Consider the following 15,233-nt stretch of genomic DNA (forward strand, 5'->3'; position numbering starts at 1 on the left):
CAACAAGGACTACTTGCGTTCTAAAACCTCATCAATCATTCCGTATTCTAATGCCTCACTGGATTTCATCCAGTAATCTCTATCTGAGTCTTTCTCCACTTGCTCATATGGTTTACCTGAATGACTTGAAATAATGTTATAAAGTTCTTCTTTAACCTTTATGGTTTCCCTTACAGCAATCTCCATATCAGATACTTGACCTTGGGTACCACTCATCGGTTGATGAATCATTACTCTTGAGTGCTTAAGAGCTGATCTTTTTCCTTTTTCTCCAGCACATAGTAATACTGCCGCCATCGAAGCTGCAATACCAGTACAAATAGTAGCAACGTCTGGTTTAATAAATTGCATTGTGTCATATATACCTAATCCAGCATAAACACTGCCTCCTGGTGAATTGATATAAATTTGAACATCTTTTGAAGCATCCACACTTTGCAAGAATAACAACTGAGCCTGGATAATATTAGCTACTTGGTCATTTACACCAGTTCCTAAAAAGATTATACGATCCATCATTAACCTTGAAAAAACATCCATAGCAACAGCATTCATCTGACGCTCTTCTATAATGTTAGGAGTTAAATTTGTAGGATACATACTGGTTATTACACTATCATAATATGTACTGCTTACACCTTGGTCTTTAATAGCGAATTTTTTAAATTCCTTACCGTAGTTCATATATTTTAAATTGTTTTTTGATTTAAAAAAAAAGCGTAAAACTTTTCAGTTTTACGCTTTAAAGATACTAATATTTTTACAGACTGATTAACTGTAAAATTCTTTTACAAAATCATCATAAGTGATTTCTTTGGTTTTAAGATTTGCTTCTTTTTTATACAAGTCTAATAATTTCTGACTCATTAACTGTTCAGAAAGTCTCTTTACCTCATCTTGCTTAGATAATATGCGAGCTGCAATATCCTCTAATTCCTTTTCCGAAGGATTCATTTGACCAAATTGAGCCATTTGTCCTTTGATCATTTCTAGTGCGTAGGCTTTTAAATCTTCAAATTGAACTTGTAAATCATACTCATTAATTAATTTACCTTCAATTAATTGATATCGCATACTTTTCTCAGACTTCTTGTATTCTTCTTGAGCTTGCTCCTCAGTCATTGGCTCTTCTCCAGCAGTCTGCATCCATTTTTGCAAAAATGTTGCAGGTAAATCAAACTTTGTATTGTCTACCAAATACTCGGTAACATCATTTAATAATTTTTGATCTCCTTGTTGTTCAAATTGCTTTTCAGAGTCTTTTTTTATCTTTTCTTTCAATTCAGTTACAGTAGTCACCACAGCTTTTCCAAAAAGTTTATCAAACAACTCTTGATCCAAATCGGCTAATTCTCTTGAGTTTATTTCGCTAACTTCAAAATCTACTTCCACATTTAAATTATGAGCATCATCGTGAGAAACTTTTAAGAAAGTCAATAAATCGTGAACATCATTAAATAATCCTTTAGTCTTTAAGCTAATCACTTCACCAACTTTTGCACCAATGAACTTCTTAGGATTTGTTTTTCCTTTTAATTTGTCTAAAGTAAATGTAGCAACATTTTCAATACCATTTTCTTCGCTGGTAAATTTACCTGTCACTTCAGATTCCTTAGCTATCTCAGTTTCTGAAATTAATTTTCCATATTGTTTTCTGATGTGATCAACCTGATTGTCAATCATTTTATCATCTGCAACTATGTTATAACGTGTTATTGCTTTTTTACCCTTTAACTTAACGTCAAATTCTGGAGCCAAACCAAGTTCAAACTCAAATGAAAATGCATCAGAATCCCAATCTAAATTGTCTTGAGGTTTTGGTAAAGGGTTTCCTAAAACGTCTAACTTTTCCTCAACTAAATACTTACCGATTGCATCTTGTAATAATTTATTTACCTCATCAACAAGAACTGCTTTACCATATTGCTTTTTAACTAAGCTCATTGGCACATGTCCTTTTCTAAACCCAGGTATATTAGCAGATTTACGGTAATCAGTTAATATTTTTTCAACTTTATCGCTATAATCTTCTTTTGCGATATCTACTTTTACTACCGCATTAAGCTGGTCGATGTTCTCTCTAGTGATATTCATTATTATTGTAACTAAATTTGGGCTGCAAAAATACAATATTTTTTACAACCCAACAATACTTTAAGCCGTTGATTTGTTATGGTTTCTTCTTCTCTTTAAAAATTGAATGGAGTATTGATTGAAGAATGGATAATAAGATACTAAACAACAAAGCAGTTAAAAAACTTGAAACGCCAAAACCATCAACTAATTTATCTGCTAATAGGATAATTAATGCATTTATAACCAATAAGAAAAGACCCAATGTCATTATGGTTACTGGCAAGGTTAAAAGAATAAGCAATGGTTTAACCAATACATTTAATACTGCAATGACAATAGCTACTATTACTGCACCTAAATAACCATTCACACGAACTCCTTCTAATACATGAGCAAGAATAAAAACAGCAAGGGCATTTAATAAAAGTCTAATAATGATATTCATAATTATTGAATTTGAAATACTATTGGTATTGACAAAGGTACTACAACTGGCACACCTCTTTGGATAACAGGTTGAATATTTGGCAGCAAATTTAAAACTCTGTTTGCTTCATATTCCATATTTTCATTTGAAGTCTTTATTTTTCCAACCTCCACTTTTCCATTTTTGTAATAACTTGTCCAATCGCCTGATCGTTTTCCTGTAAAAAACTGTCCTTCAACCATAAGTTCTCCAGTGTCATAATATTCTTTATACGGTCCATCTTACTGTGTATCTAAATAATGAATACCTAAAGAAAGTAAAATGATTAGTGTCAATTGTTTCATGAAAAATCTTTTAATCGCTAATTAATTAAAAGGAAATTTACCACAGTTACATAAAATTCCTGAGGATTTTCAGCATGCAACCAATGACCAGAGTTATTGATTGTAATAATTTGAGAATTTGGGAACTGTCTTTTAATTAACATCTCATCGTTTTCCATGATATATTCGGAACGATCTCCTCTCAAAAACAAGGTGTCTTTCTCAAAAATAGCATGTGGAGGTAAAGCCTCACCAACCTCAGATACATTTTCTTTTAAAACTTTAAGGTTTATTCTCAATCCTAGTTCACCTTTATGTACCCAATAGAGATTTTTCAGCAAAAATTGCCTAACTCCGATTTGCGGAACATATTCCTCTAACACCCGGTCTGCTTCAAGTCTCGTTTTGACGAATGAAAAATCTAATTGGCTTAACCCTTCTAAAATAATATTATGATGTACAGGGTAATATCTTGGTGAAATATCTGCAACAATTAATTTTTTTACTAAATCCGGGTGTTTTGAAGCAAATAACATGGCTGTTTTTCCTCCCATTGAATGACCTAACAAAATAATCTCAGACATTCGTTTGCTTTCGCAATAATTCTTTAAGTCTTCTGCTAGAAGCTCATAGTCAAATTCATCTGAATGGAAACTACGACCATGATTTCTCTGATCTACTAAATGAACTTGGAAATTTGATTCTGAAAACTTTCTGGCTAGGGTTTTCCAATTATCACCCATACCTAAAAATCCGTGCAATATTATGAAGGGATTACCTTCGCCAATAACATTAGAATGTAGAATCATTGTAGTCTGTGCAAATACATTTGAATTACATTTTCAACTCCAAGATAAAGACTTTCCGATACCAATGCGTGCCCGATTGACACCTCAAGGAGTCCTATAATATTTTCCTTAAAGAATTTTATATTATCCAATGATAAATCATGTCCAGCATTAATGCCTAATTCTAACGAATTTGCTAAACCAGCACATTCCATATAAGGTTTAATACCTTCTTTATTCCCAAGTTTAAATTGATGTGCAAATGCCTCTGTATATAATTCTATTCTATCTGTACCCGTTTCTTTTGCACCTTCAATCTGGTTCAGTTCTGGATCTACAAAAATGGAGGTTCTTATACCATTGCTCTTAAATTCCTTAATTACATCAACTAAAAAATCTTTGTGCTTTATGGTGTCCCAACCAGCATTTGATGTTATTGCATCCTCAGCATCTGGGACTAAAGTCACTTGAGTTGGTTTTATGTCTAAAACCAGATCAATAAACTTGGGTATTGGATTACCTTCAATATTATATTCTGTATGTACTACTGGTTTTAAATCGTATGCGTCTTGATATCTAATATGTCTTTCATCAGGTCTCGGATGTATCGTAACCCCTTCTGCTCCGAATATTTGAACATCCTTTGCGAACTGAACAACATTTGGTAGGTCACCTCCTCTACTGTTTCTTAGTGTGGCAATCTTATTAACATTAACACTTAACTTGGTCATTTGATCTCAATTTTTTGAAACACAAAAATACGAAGTACATGACGCTTTTTGTGGTTATTTTTGATTAATTTGCACCTAATTAATGGTCCCATAATGCAATTACAGCAATACATAATAAATGATATTAAACCACTCTGTATAACAGATAAAATAAGTGATTTACAATTACTATTTAATAATCTGACTTATTCGCATGTTCCAATTCACAAAGATGGAATTTATATGGGTTGTATTTCTGAAACAGACGCGCACTGTTTTGATGGTGCAAGTTCTATAAGCGATTGTAATTATGCTGTAGAGGGCTTCTACGTTAGAGACACCACAAATTGGCTTGATGTTTTAGAGGCTTTTGCACAAAACGATTCTAACATAATGCCTGTGTTAAGGATGGATAATACCTATATTGGTTATTATGAACTAAATGATATTATTCACTTATTTAATGAAACTCCATTTTTTTCTGAGCCAGGCGGAATAATAATTGTTGAAAAGGGTATTAATGACTATTCTTTCAGTGAAATTAGCCAGATTGTTGAATCTAATGATGCAAAATTACTCGGTGCCTTTATTTCAAAAATGGATGGAGATCTCGTCAAGGTTACGTTAAAGATTACCAACGCTAGTCTCAATGAAGTTATTCAGACGTTTAGACGTTACAGTTACAATATAGTTTCGGGTCATGAAGATGACACTTATCTAAATAGTTTGAAAGAACGCTCACAATATCTTGATAAATATTTAAACATGTAATTGCTATGAAAATTGCTGTTTATGGTCAAAATTATGCGAAGGAATCCAACCAAGAGGCCTTTAATTTTCTTCTAACAATACTCTTAGAACATAACGTAGATGTCTTTGTAGAATCAGGTTTTTTAAGCAAGCAAACTGATTCTATTCAAGAGAATTCATCTGTAAATCTTTTCAATACCCTGGACGATTCCTTTAATCTATTAATTAGTATTGGAGGAGACGGTACAATTCTAAGAGCAATAACTTTTGTAAGAGATTTAGGGATTCCGATTGTAGGTATAAATACTGGGCGCTTAGGATTTCTGGCAACAATACAAACAGATGAAATCTCAAATGCCTTGAATGAAATATTCAAAGGTGCCTATAAAATATCAGAGCGTTCATTGTTAAGTGTTACAACTAGTCCAATGAATGAGGATATTGAAAACACGAACTTCGCACTAAACGAAATTGCCATAAGTAGGAAGAATACAACCTCAATGATTACTGTTGAAACTCACCTTAATAATGAATATTTAACCTCATATTGGGCGGACGGCCTTATACTTTCCACACCTACAGGTTCGACAGGTTATTCATTAAGTTGTGGAGGACCTGTTATTACACCGGATGCTAACAACTTTGTATTAACGCCTATTGCACCGCATAACCTCAGTGCCAGGCCTCTAATAATACCAGATAACACGTCAGTGAAGTTTAAAGTTGACGGTAGAGAGGACCAGTTTCTCTTGTCACTAGATTCCCGGATCATTACTTTACCAAACAGCACTAAGGTGATTATTAAAAAAGCTGACTTTGTAATAAGAATGGTAGAATTGATTGATGAGTCATTTTTAGATACATTAAGAAAAAAATTACTCTGGGGAGAAGATCGTAGAAACTAAACAATAAATACCCATTTAATCTGTTTATCTCTAAGACAATTTAATTCAAATTGTTAAAGGCTCATCATAATTATTATATTTGCAAACTTTGAGAATTTTATGAGGTATTTTTTCCTAGTTATATTGAGTATTTTCATAAGCCAAACAATAGACGCTCAGATTTATGAAGTTGGTATTTTTGCTGGCGGAAGTAATTTTATAGGTGATGTTGGAGCTACCAATTACATTTCTCCAAATCAACCTGCATTAGGTGCTATTTTTAAATGGAATAGAAGCTCCAGACATTCCTTTAGAGCGTCAATTATTTTTAGCGAATTAGAAGGGCTTGATACTAAATCTAGTGATCCTAGGCGAGTAGAAAGAGGCTATAGTTTTAGTAACGATATATTAGAAATTTCTGTGGGTATGGAGTTTACCTTTTGGGATTTTGATCTTCATGAGGTAGGCATACAAGGTACACCATATTTATATACTGGTATAACTACAACAAATCATGATAATTTCTATTTTGATGAAAACGGCATTATAACATCTGAAAACACTTCTAGTTGGGCCTATGGAATACCAATGGTTTTAGGCTATAAAACTAACATCTCAAATCATTTGGTCCTAGCAGCAGAAATTGGCGCAAGATATACCTTTACTGACGAGATTGATGGAAGCGTTCCAGATGCAGAATTTAGAGAACGATTTAGTTTTGGAAATACTAATAGTAATGATTGGTATGTATTTACAGGATTTACACTAACTTACACCTTTGGAAGAAGACCTTGCTATTGTAATTTTTAAATGAGCTTAAAAGACCAAATAAACAAAAACAAACTACCTAACCATGTTGCCATAATAATGGACGGTAATGGACGCTGGGCAAAACAGAAAGGATTAGTGCGTGTCATTGGTCATGAAAACGGAACAAAAGCTGTAAGGGAAACAGTAGAAGCTAGTGCTGAACTTGGTATAAAAAACCTCACCCTTTATGCGTTTTCAACAGAAAACTGGAATAGACCAAAATTAGAAGTGCAAACTTTAATGAAGTTGTTGGTCAGGTCTTTAAAAAAAGAGATTAAAACTTTACAAGAGAATGATATTAGACTTTCTGCTATTGGTTGCTTAAAAGATTTACCTAAAAAGGCACATTCTGAACTATTAGATGTTATAGAAAAAACGAAAAATAATACGAATATGACATTAACTTTAGCGTTAAGCTATGGTTCTCGGGAAGAAATTGTTAATGTCATTAAGGAATTATCAGTTAAAGTTAAAAATAATATAATTTCCTCTGAAAGTATTGATGAATCCATTATAAATAAGCATCTTTACACGCAAAATTTACCAGACGTTGACCTACTAATTAGAACAAGTGGAGAACAACGAATTAGTAATTTTTTGCTTTGGCAAATCGCCTATGCAGAATTATATTTTACAGATATTTTATGGCCAGATTTTAAAAAAGAAAATCTGTATGAGGCCCTCATAAATTATCAAAATAGAGAACGAAGATTTGGAAAAACAAGCGAACAACTTACCCCTTAATAGAGTACTAATCTCCTTTACAACGTTTTTAACCATAGTATTGTTCTTTATTGCAACGATAACTATTAATGCTCAGGTTGAAGGCGCTAAGTATTTAATTAAAGAAATTGCAGTTACTGGAAATACTAATTTTAGTCCACAAACAATTATAGCTTATTCTAAACTCAGAAAAAATGAAGAAATTCAAATAGGTGGCGAGAAAATAGCAAATGCTGTAAAAACATTGTGGAAATCTAACCTATTTAGCAGTATAGATATATACATAACTAACATTGATGGGAATACTGCAAATCTAGAGATTAACCTTATGGATTTACCAGAATTATTGGACCTTACGATATCTGGGGTAAAAAAAGGAAAAAAAGATGAAATCATCCAAGAAAACAATCTTCAATCTGGGGTTAAGGTTACTGAAAATTTAATAGCTAATACGCGTAATTATCTTTCCAATAAATACCAAAAGAAAGGATTTCTTAATGCTAAAATAAACATAGTCACTTCTGAGGTAATAGATTCAGTTAAGAAGGAGCGTGTTAATATGCTTATTAAGATAGATAAAGGTGAAAAGGTTAAGATTAAGGACATATCTTTTATCGGCAATGAAAAAATTAAAGGGAAAAAGCTTCGTAAAGCAATGAAAAATACGAAGCAGAAAAATCCAATTCGTATTCTTAAAAGATCTAAGTACATTGAGGAAGACTATAAAACCGACCTTGTAAGTGTTGTAGATTATTATAAAGCTAAAGGATATAGAGATGCCAGGGTAGTATCAGATTCAATTATTTACAACAATGACAACACCATAAGTTTAAATATTAATGTTGAGGAAGGTGAAAAATACACCTTTGGTAAAATAGATTTTGTAGGTAATACGGTTTATTCAGATAGCTATTTATCAAGTATCTTAAAAATTAAACCAGGAGACACTTATAATGGTGTTGAATTAAGAGAGCGTATAGCAGATCCAAATAATCCTGATGCCAATGATTTAACAAATGCATATCAAAACTTCGGATACATGTTTTCTACTATTAATCCCGTAGAAGTTAGTGCAGAAGGCAATGTTATTGATATGGAGATAAGAATTTCAGAGGGTAAACCAGCCTATTTTAATAATGTAACTGTAGTTGGAAATGATGTTACTAACGACCATGTTATTTATAGAGAAATTAGAACTCGTCCAGGACAATTGTATAGTAAGGCGAAAATTATTAGAACTATTAGAGAGCTTGGTCAATTAGGCTTTTTTGACGCTCAGCAAATTGCTCCAAATATCAAAAACCCAAACCCTGTTGATGGAACTCTCGATGTTGAGTATTCAGTTGTAGAGCAAGGCTCTAGCCAGATTCAATTACAAGGTGGTTACGGTGGTGGTGGCTTTATCGGAACACTAGGTTTATCTTTTAACAACTTTGCAATAAAAGACATATTTAAAAAGGAAGCATATAAGCCAGTACCTAGAGGTGATGGTCAAAGTTTAGCATTAAGGCTTCAGGCTAGTCAGTTCTTTCAGACTTATAGTTTTTCTTTTAGTGAACCATGGTTAGGTGGTAAAAAACCATTCCAACTTTCAACTTCATTATCCTATTCTAGACAATTTTTATTTGATCCTCAAAGTAGAAGAGCAGATAAAAGTAGAAGTTTTAATATTACAGGTATAACGTTTGGTGCATCTACCAGATTAAAGAAACCAGATGATTTCTTTTTGCTTTCTCAAGCAATTAGTTTTCAGCATTATGATCTTAATAATTATAATACAGGGCTCTTTACATTTGGAAACGGAACCTCAAATAATTTATCTTATACCATTGGTTTAAGTAGAAATAACCTTTACAACGACCCTATATATCCAACCGGCGGATCAAACTTCTCTATATCAGCAAAAGCTACTTTTCCATATTCCTTGGTTAATGGTGTTGATTATGAAGCCTTAGCTGATGAAAGGGAATCGCTAGATCCAACTGATCCAGATGATTTGGAGCGCATTGGTGAAATTGACCAAGAACGCTTTAATTGGTTAGAATTTTACAAAATAAAGTTTAAAGCAGATTGGTATACCGAATTAACTAAAAAGCTCGTTTTAAGACCGAGTGTAGAATTTGGTTTTTTAGGCGCATATAACAATGATAGAGGTGTTATACCTTTCGAAAGATTCTTCCTTGGTGGTGATGGTCTAGGAAACTTTTCATTAGATGGAAGAGAAATAATTCAGTTACGTGGTTATCCAAATCAATCGCTATCTACTCAAGATGGTGGATCAATATATAATAAGTTTTCATTAGAATTGAGGTATCCTGTAACTTTGGGTGCACAAGCTAAAATTTATGCTTTAACTTTTCTAGAAGCTGGAGCATCTGTTAATAGCTTTAGAGATTTCAATCCGTTTGATCTCAATAGATCTGCAGGTGTTGGTTTAAGAATATTTATGCCAGCCTTTGGATTATTGGGTATAGATTTTGGTCATGGTTTCGATCCATTACCAGGTCAAACTGTTAAAAATGGATGGGAAACTCATTTCATTATCGGACAACAATTTTAAGTTTGGCACGATATTTTCTGAAAGCTATATAAGGATTTCATCATGGTGTTAAAATTTTTAAGAATATATTTCGTTAATTTGAAGTAAAGTAATACTCAAAACAAGTGAAACATTTGGTCACACCATTAAAGACTCTTAATAAAAACATACTCATGATGAAATTTAAAGTTCTTTTTTTACTGGCAATTACTGGGTTAATGAGCTTTAGTGCTATGGCACAACGTGGTGTTAGGATTGGTTATATAGATACTGAATACATTTTACAAAATGTCCCTGAATATCAAGAAGCTACTACGCAATTAGACAAGAAAGTATTGCAATGGAAATCTGAAATTGAAAAACAGCTTAGCGCCATTGAGCAGAAGAAGAAAGAACTTGAAAATGAAAGTGTTCTTTTAACCAAGGAGCTCTATGAAGAACGAATGGAAGACATATCTTTTGAAGAAGCTGAGATTTTAGATTATCAACAAAAACGTTTTGGTCCTAATGGAGATTTAATGATTCAAAAAAGACAATTAATTGCTCCTATTCAAGATCAAATTTTTTCAGCTGTACAAGAGATAGCTTCAACAAAGAAATATGATTTTGTTTTTGATAAATCTGCTGACGTTGTTATGCTTTATTCAGCTGAACGATATGACATTAGTGAGCAAGTTCTAAGAACTATTACTAGAACATCTAAGAGGACTCAAGCGAGAAGCAAAAAAGAAAGAAAGGAATTAGAAGAGGAAGAAGTTGTACCAATTGTAGATTCAGAAAAGGATGAACGTCAGAAAGCCTTAGAAGAACGCAAAGCAACTCGTGAAGCTGAATTAGCGGCTAAACGCGCTGAAAGAGAAAAAGCTCTTGAAGAAAGAAGAAAGCAACAGCAAGAAACAAGGGAAGCAAAAAAGCGTGAGGCAGAGGAAAGACGTAGAAAGGTTCTTGAGGCAAGAAATGCTCCGAATAATACTGGAGCAGAGACTGAAGCTAAGACAGAAACAATTAAGAAAGAAACAGAAGCCAAAACTAAAACTAAAGAAGGAGCAGTTGTAGGAGAGGTTGCAAAAGAAAAAAGTAAGGATAAAATAGAAACCAATAAACCTGAAGCTGAACCAAAAAAAGACTCAAGTAAAACAACAAAGCCTAAAACACAAGCTGAGATTTTAGAAGAAAAGCGTCAGGAAAAATTAAAGGAAAGAGAGGCCAGAAAGAAAGCATTAGAAGATAGAAAAAAACAAATAATCGAAGAGCGTAAAAAAGCTCGTGAAGAACGAGAGAAACAACTAAAAAAGAGAGATTCTATAGCAAAAGCTAAGAAAGAGGAAGGAAATAATTAATTATAACACACAAATACAACTTAGAAAAAATGAAACATTTAAAAACTTTATTATTTGCAACAGCACTTTTTATAGGAGCTACTAGTTTTACAGCTGCACAAAGTAGTATTGCACATATTGACACACAAGAACTAATAAAAGCTATGCCTGAGTATAAAGCTGCACAAGCGGAAATTGAAAAACTTGGGAAAACCTATCAACAAACAATAGAAGGCTCTATTAAAGAACTTGAGACAAAATTAAAGCAGTACGATGCTGAAGCACCAAGCCAGACACAAGAAGAGAATCAAAAGCGTATGCAAGAAGTTGAGGAAATGAAGCAAAGCTTAGGTCAATACCAGCAACAAGCTCAACAAGACCTGCAAAAAAAGGAATTTGATCTATTAAAGCCAATTACAGAAAAAGCGAAGAGTGCAATTGAAAAAGTTGCTACTGCACAAAATATTGAATATGTGCTTGAGGCAGGAGGATTAATTGTTGCTAAGGGAAAAAATTTAATGGCAGACGTAAAGGCTGAATTAGGATTATAATTCAGACTCAAATAAATATTATTAAAGTCGCTTATTTAATAAGCGACTTTTTATTTTTGTGATAATGAGTAATAAACCCATAGGAATATTCGATTCTGGCATTGGAGGAACTTCTATTTTTAAGGAGATACATAGCCTACTACCGGCTGAACACTTTATTTATTTGGCAGACAGTAAACATGCGCCTTATGGTAATAAAACAAAGGATGAAATTGTTCACCTAAGTATCAAAAATACAGAATTATTGCTTGACGAAGGATGTAAAATTATTGTAGTTGCATGCAACACTGCTACAACAAATGCCATATCCTATTTAAGAGAAAAATATGAAGTGCCTTTTATAGGAATTGAACCTGCAATTAAACCAGCAGCCTTAAAGACTAGGACTAAAGTAGTCGGTATCCTGGCTACAAGAGGTACTTTGAGTAGTCAATTATTTCATAAGACCACGGACTTATATGCTAGTGGTATAAAAGTCATTGAACAAGTTGGTGAAGGCATTGTTCCTTTAATTGAAACAGGTCAATTAAATTCAAAAAAGATGCTGGCTTTATTAAAAAACTATATTGACCCAATGATCAAAGCAGATATAGATTATTTAGTTTTAGGTTGCACACATTATCCATATTTAATTCCAATTTTGGAAAAGATGTTGCCTAAAAAGGTAACTATTATAGATTCTGGGCTAGCAGTTGCCAAGCAAACTCAAGCTATATTAAAGGCAAATGACTTACTAAACTCCAATATGACTAAGCCTTTAATAAAATTGTATTCTAATAGAGATATTGTAGTACTCAACTCAATTCTTAATAATAGGTTTGATACTTCGTTTTTAGAATTTTAGTAAGGAATATGTTCTGTCATGTATTAATATAGTGAAGTTCATTTTTATATATAATGTCAATTCAGCTAAGTTAAATGCCCTATTTGATGCAGGACACAAACTATTAAGTCCAAAAAACCTATCCTTACAGTTTATGCACCCTAACTTACAATGCCTTTTCTGAAAAAAATACATGGAAAAATTTTAGAGATGAAAGTAACCCTTATTTGATCTTTTACCATAAAGATGAATTTGAAGCCATCTATCCAAATATTAGAGTTGAATATCCTTCTGTATTAAAACTTATGAATAAACTGTTAACTCCTATATTAAATAATGAAAAACTAAATTCCATCCAAAGTATTGAGGAATTGACTGAGATTCTCAAGAATCGGTTTTAAACCAACTTGAATACTTCACATAATTATTCGCAATTCTGTCTATTTCACCAGAAATTAACTCAACACTTATATCTTTAACCTTTTTAGCTGGTACACCTGCATAGATACTTCCAGACTCAACAATTGTATTCTGGGTTACAACAGCGCCTGCAGCAATTATACAGTTACTTTCTACAATACATTCATCCATTATTATACTACCCATACCCACAAGAACATTATCATGTATAGTACATCCATGCACAATTGCATTATGCCCTATGGAAACATTATTACCAATCGTCGTCGGAGATTTCTGGTATGTGGCATGTATCACAGCACCATCCTGTACATTAACTTTATTACCCATTCTTATAAAATGCACATCTCCTCTAATTACAGCATTAAACCATACACTGCATTTTTTCCCCATTATGACTTCTCCTACAATTGTTGCATTCTCTGCGACGAAACAATCTTCTGGTATTTGAGGATTTATTCCTCTTACTTGTTTTATAATTGGCATAATTATTTAAAATAAGATAACAATTCAGATTTTCTAGAAGCCAATACCATAAGCTCTTTTCCATTACTTAACATAGCACTTCCTCCTTCTCCTTTCACGTATTTTACAATTTCATTGATATTGACTAAATAACTTTTATGAACTCTTGCAAAATTACCATCCTTTAGACCTTCTTCAATATTTTTGAGTTTTAGTCACTAATTTTTTTGTTATTTAAATATATTTCAGTGTAACTGTCATCTGCTTTGTAACACATTATGTCTGTAGTATCTATTATTTCAATAAATCCACCGAATCAAAAAATGGATTAGAAAACGGGATAATAAATTAATTAAATTTCATAATAAGACTGAGGATTCTATTTGGTAATAAGAAAGGTTGAAATTTTTTGAGCCTTTTTTTATTTATTAATTTACAGCTGGACAGTTACACTCGTATTTCTCACGTCTACAATTAAAATTATATCCTAGAGTAATTTGGTGGAAACCACCTGTATTAAAATTAATTGTATTTGCTTGATAAGAATAGGTATATGCAAAAACGAATTGATTATAATCAACTCCAATGAACGGCGTAAAATATTGTAATTTTTGATTACTAATTCCAGAACCGTCAACAAATTCAGCTCCATCTAAACTACGTCTGTATGATAATCCTCCCCAAACTTTACCAAAGTCCATTTCTCTATAAACCTTAGCGTTTATATCAATAGTCGTTTCCTCAGTCGCATCTCTATGCATTAACATTACAGATGGCTCATAACTCCAATCACTACCATATTTACTAAAAACATATCCTGTAGAAAATAAATAGGTTCTTAAATTATCAAATTCAAATCCTTGTTCATTGAAGTTTATTCCTTCATTTTTAAGAATGTTCTTCGCAGTGAAATGTGCGTAAAAATCTAGGAATTGATATGAAAACCCAAAGTCAATATTGAAGTTTGTTGCACTTTGTTCAATTCCTGCGATTAACTGATCAAATTCTCCTGGTGCTAAAAAATCTGTTTCATCTAACTTATACTGCAAAAATCCAGCACTTAATCCAAATGAAAGCATATTTAAATCAATCTCATTTCTTGAAAACATTAAGTGATAAGCAAATGTAGCATAACCGCCTACTGTAGAATGATACCCATTTGAATCATTAAAAACAACACCTCCAATTCCAACAGGCGATTCTCCAACTCTTCCATTCGCACTTATTGTTTGTAGGCTAGGAGCATCATCAATACCAAACCATTGTTGCCTTGCAGTCATTCTAATTTTTGCACAATTAGCTACACCAGCCATTGATGGATGAATTAAATAATAATTGTCAGTCAAATAATCCGAATAAATAGGAATACCCTCTTGCCCAAAACTAAAATTAACTATTAAGGCTATAAATGTTATTAAACTATACTTTTTCAAATTCATCTCTTTATTATCGTTTCAAGGTAAAATGGGCTTTCAGTTCCTTCCTTTGGTTTGTTATCGGCTCGTCGTACTCTACGGTGAACCAGTAATCGTTACTCGGCATGCTGTTCCCGTTGTAGGTCCCGTCCCATCCGGATCCCGTAGGGCTGATCTGCTTCAGAAGTTTGCCGTAGCGGTCAAATATAT

General features: G+C 32.8%; 16 protein-coding genes and 2 pseudogenes. 8 read left to right on the plus strand and 10 right to left on the minus strand.

Annotated elements, in window-relative coordinates:
* Window positions 1-9: 9 nt before the first annotated feature.
* The 6 genes and pseudogenes from clpP to DUZ96_RS00190 form a co-directional block, all read right to left on the minus strand.
* Entirely contained in the window at window positions 10-684 is a 675-nt protein-coding gene (gene clpP, locus DUZ96_RS00165) for an ATP-dependent Clp endopeptidase proteolytic subunit ClpP (RefSeq protein ID WP_114299275.1), read from the minus strand.
* Between the two features lie 87 nt (window positions 685-771).
* Window positions 772-2,094: a trigger factor gene (tig, locus tag DUZ96_RS00170; RefSeq protein ID WP_114299277.1), complete on the minus strand. Its 1,323-nt coding sequence runs from the start codon at window positions 2,092-2,094 to the stop codon at window positions 772-774.
* A 76-nt stretch (window positions 2,095-2,170) separates the two neighbouring features.
* Window positions 2,171-2,521: a phage holin family protein gene (locus tag DUZ96_RS00175; protein ID WP_114299279.1), complete on the minus strand. Its 351-nt coding sequence runs from the start codon at window positions 2,519-2,521 to the stop codon at window positions 2,171-2,173.
* A 2-nt stretch (window positions 2,522-2,523) separates the two neighbouring features.
* Window positions 2,524-2,784 (minus strand): annotated as a pseudogene (locus DUZ96_RS00180) (hypothetical protein); the annotation flags it as partial.
* Window positions 2,785-2,864: 80 nt separating this feature from the next.
* The gene (locus tag DUZ96_RS00185; protein ID WP_181855201.1) at window positions 2,865-3,635 is read right to left on the minus strand and encodes an alpha/beta fold hydrolase; all 771 of its coding nucleotides are present in this window, start codon (window positions 3,633-3,635) and stop codon (window positions 2,865-2,867) included.
* Window positions 3,632-4,345 (minus strand): pyridoxine 5'-phosphate synthase, encoded by a 714-nt coding sequence (locus tag DUZ96_RS00190; RefSeq protein ID WP_114299283.1) that lies wholly within the window; start codon window positions 4,343-4,345, stop codon window positions 3,632-3,634. The genes DUZ96_RS00185 and DUZ96_RS00190 overlap by 4 nt, the downstream gene beginning before the upstream one ends.
* A 93-nt stretch (window positions 4,346-4,438) precedes the next feature.
* Here DUZ96_RS00190 and DUZ96_RS00195 point away from each other — a divergent pair, with 93 nt between their 5' ends.
* From DUZ96_RS00195 to murI, 8 genes are all read left to right on the plus strand, one after another.
* On the plus strand, window positions 4,439-5,095 hold the full coding sequence (locus DUZ96_RS00195) for a CBS domain-containing protein (protein WP_114299285.1): 657 nt from the start codon (window positions 4,439-4,441) through the stop codon (window positions 5,093-5,095).
* Window positions 5,096-5,100: 5 nt separating this feature from the next.
* Window positions 5,101-5,979: an NAD kinase gene (locus DUZ96_RS00200; protein WP_114299287.1), complete on the plus strand. Its 879-nt coding sequence runs from the start codon at window positions 5,101-5,103 to the stop codon at window positions 5,977-5,979.
* Between the two features lie 99 nt (window positions 5,980-6,078).
* The gene (locus tag DUZ96_RS00205; protein ID WP_114299289.1) at window positions 6,079-6,768 is read left to right on the plus strand and encodes a DUF6089 family protein; all 690 of its coding nucleotides are present in this window, start codon (window positions 6,079-6,081) and stop codon (window positions 6,766-6,768) included.
* The gene (locus DUZ96_RS00210; protein ID WP_114299291.1) at window positions 6,769-7,512 is read left to right on the plus strand and encodes an isoprenyl transferase; all 744 of its coding nucleotides are present in this window, start codon (window positions 6,769-6,771) and stop codon (window positions 7,510-7,512) included.
* The gene (locus tag DUZ96_RS00215) at window positions 7,481-10,051 is read left to right on the plus strand and encodes an outer membrane protein assembly factor (RefSeq protein ID WP_114299292.1); all 2,571 of its coding nucleotides are present in this window, start codon (window positions 7,481-7,483) and stop codon (window positions 10,049-10,051) included. Before DUZ96_RS00210 ends, DUZ96_RS00215 begins: the two co-directional genes overlap by 32 nt.
* 152 nt (window positions 10,052-10,203) lie before the next feature.
* The gene (locus DUZ96_RS00220) at window positions 10,204-11,370 is read left to right on the plus strand and encodes an OmpH family outer membrane protein (protein ID WP_258774273.1); all 1,167 of its coding nucleotides are present in this window, start codon (window positions 10,204-10,206) and stop codon (window positions 11,368-11,370) included.
* A 29-nt stretch (window positions 11,371-11,399) separates the two neighbouring features.
* The gene (locus tag DUZ96_RS00225; protein WP_114299296.1) at window positions 11,400-11,900 is read left to right on the plus strand and encodes an OmpH family outer membrane protein; all 501 of its coding nucleotides are present in this window, start codon (window positions 11,400-11,402) and stop codon (window positions 11,898-11,900) included.
* Window positions 11,901-11,964: 64 nt separating this feature from the next.
* Window positions 11,965-12,744 (plus strand): glutamate racemase, encoded by a 780-nt coding sequence (gene murI / locus DUZ96_RS00230; RefSeq protein WP_114299298.1) that lies wholly within the window; start codon window positions 11,965-11,967, stop codon window positions 12,742-12,744.
* 363 nt (window positions 12,745-13,107) lie between these two features.
* Here the strand turns inward: murI and DUZ96_RS00235 are convergent, their stop codons facing one another.
* From DUZ96_RS00235 to DUZ96_RS00250, 4 genes and pseudogenes are all read right to left on the minus strand, one after another.
* Window positions 13,108-13,629 carry a gamma carbonic anhydrase family protein gene (locus tag DUZ96_RS00235; protein ID WP_114299300.1) on the minus strand — a complete coding sequence of 174 codons (522 nt, stop codon included), beginning with the start codon at window positions 13,627-13,629 and terminating at the stop codon, window positions 13,108-13,110.
* Window positions 13,630-13,631: 2 nt separating this feature from the next.
* Window positions 13,632-13,891 (minus strand): annotated as a pseudogene (locus DUZ96_RS13175) (LytR/AlgR family response regulator transcription factor); the annotation flags it as partial.
* A gap of 145 nt (window positions 13,892-14,036) precedes the next feature.
* The gene (locus DUZ96_RS00245; protein ID WP_114299302.1) at window positions 14,037-15,047 is read right to left on the minus strand and encodes a type IX secretion system membrane protein PorP/SprF; all 1,011 of its coding nucleotides are present in this window, start codon (window positions 15,045-15,047) and stop codon (window positions 14,037-14,039) included.
* A gap of 7 nt (window positions 15,048-15,054) precedes the next feature.
* The coding region (locus DUZ96_RS00250) for a T9SS type B sorting domain-containing protein (RefSeq protein WP_147267035.1) at window positions 15,055-15,233 on the minus strand (179 nt) is incomplete at its 5' end.

The organism is Winogradskyella sp. KYW1333 (genome assembly GCF_003335675.1).
In the GTDB taxonomy this organism is placed as follows: Bacteria; Bacteroidota; Bacteroidia; order Flavobacteriales; family Flavobacteriaceae; genus Winogradskyella.

Bases quoted from the DNA above. Each gene is read 5' to 3' on its own strand.
- murI (WP_114299298.1), top strand. From the start codon at position 11,965: ATGAGTAATAAACCCATAGGAATATTCGATTCTGGCATTGGAGGAACT.
- DUZ96_RS00185 (WP_181855201.1), bottom strand. From the start codon at position 3,635: ATGATTCTACATTCTAATGTTATTGGCGAAGGTAATCCCTTCATAATA.
- DUZ96_RS00210 (WP_114299291.1), top strand. From the start codon at position 6,769: ATGAGCTTAAAAGACCAAATAAACAAAAACAAACTACCTAACCATGTT.
- DUZ96_RS00235 (WP_114299300.1), bottom strand. From the start codon at position 13,629: ATGCCAATTATAAAACAAGTAAGAGGAATAAATCCTCAAATACCAGAA.
- tig (WP_114299277.1), bottom strand. From the start codon at position 2,094: ATGAATATCACTAGAGAGAACATCGACCAGCTTAATGCGGTAGTAAAA.
- DUZ96_RS00190 (WP_114299283.1), bottom strand. From the start codon at position 4,345: ATGACCAAGTTAAGTGTTAATGTTAATAAGATTGCCACACTAAGAAAC.
- DUZ96_RS00195 (WP_114299285.1), top strand. From the start codon at position 4,439: ATGCAATTACAGCAATACATAATAAATGATATTAAACCACTCTGTATA.
- DUZ96_RS00225 (WP_114299296.1), top strand. From the start codon at position 11,400: ATGAAACATTTAAAAACTTTATTATTTGCAACAGCACTTTTTATAGGA.
- DUZ96_RS00205 (WP_114299289.1), top strand. From the start codon at position 6,079: ATGAGGTATTTTTTCCTAGTTATATTGAGTATTTTCATAAGCCAAACA.
- DUZ96_RS00245 (WP_114299302.1), bottom strand. From the start codon at position 15,047: ATGAATTTGAAAAAGTATAGTTTAATAACATTTATAGCCTTAATAGTT.
- DUZ96_RS00175 (WP_114299279.1), bottom strand. From the start codon at position 2,521: ATGAATATCATTATTAGACTTTTATTAAATGCCCTTGCTGTTTTTATT.
- DUZ96_RS00220 (WP_258774273.1), top strand. From the start codon at position 10,204: ATGATGAAATTTAAAGTTCTTTTTTTACTGGCAATTACTGGGTTAATG.
- DUZ96_RS00200 (WP_114299287.1), top strand. From the start codon at position 5,101: ATGAAAATTGCTGTTTATGGTCAAAATTATGCGAAGGAATCCAACCAA.
- clpP (WP_114299275.1), bottom strand. From the start codon at position 684: ATGAACTACGGTAAGGAATTTAAAAAATTCGCTATTAAAGACCAAGGT.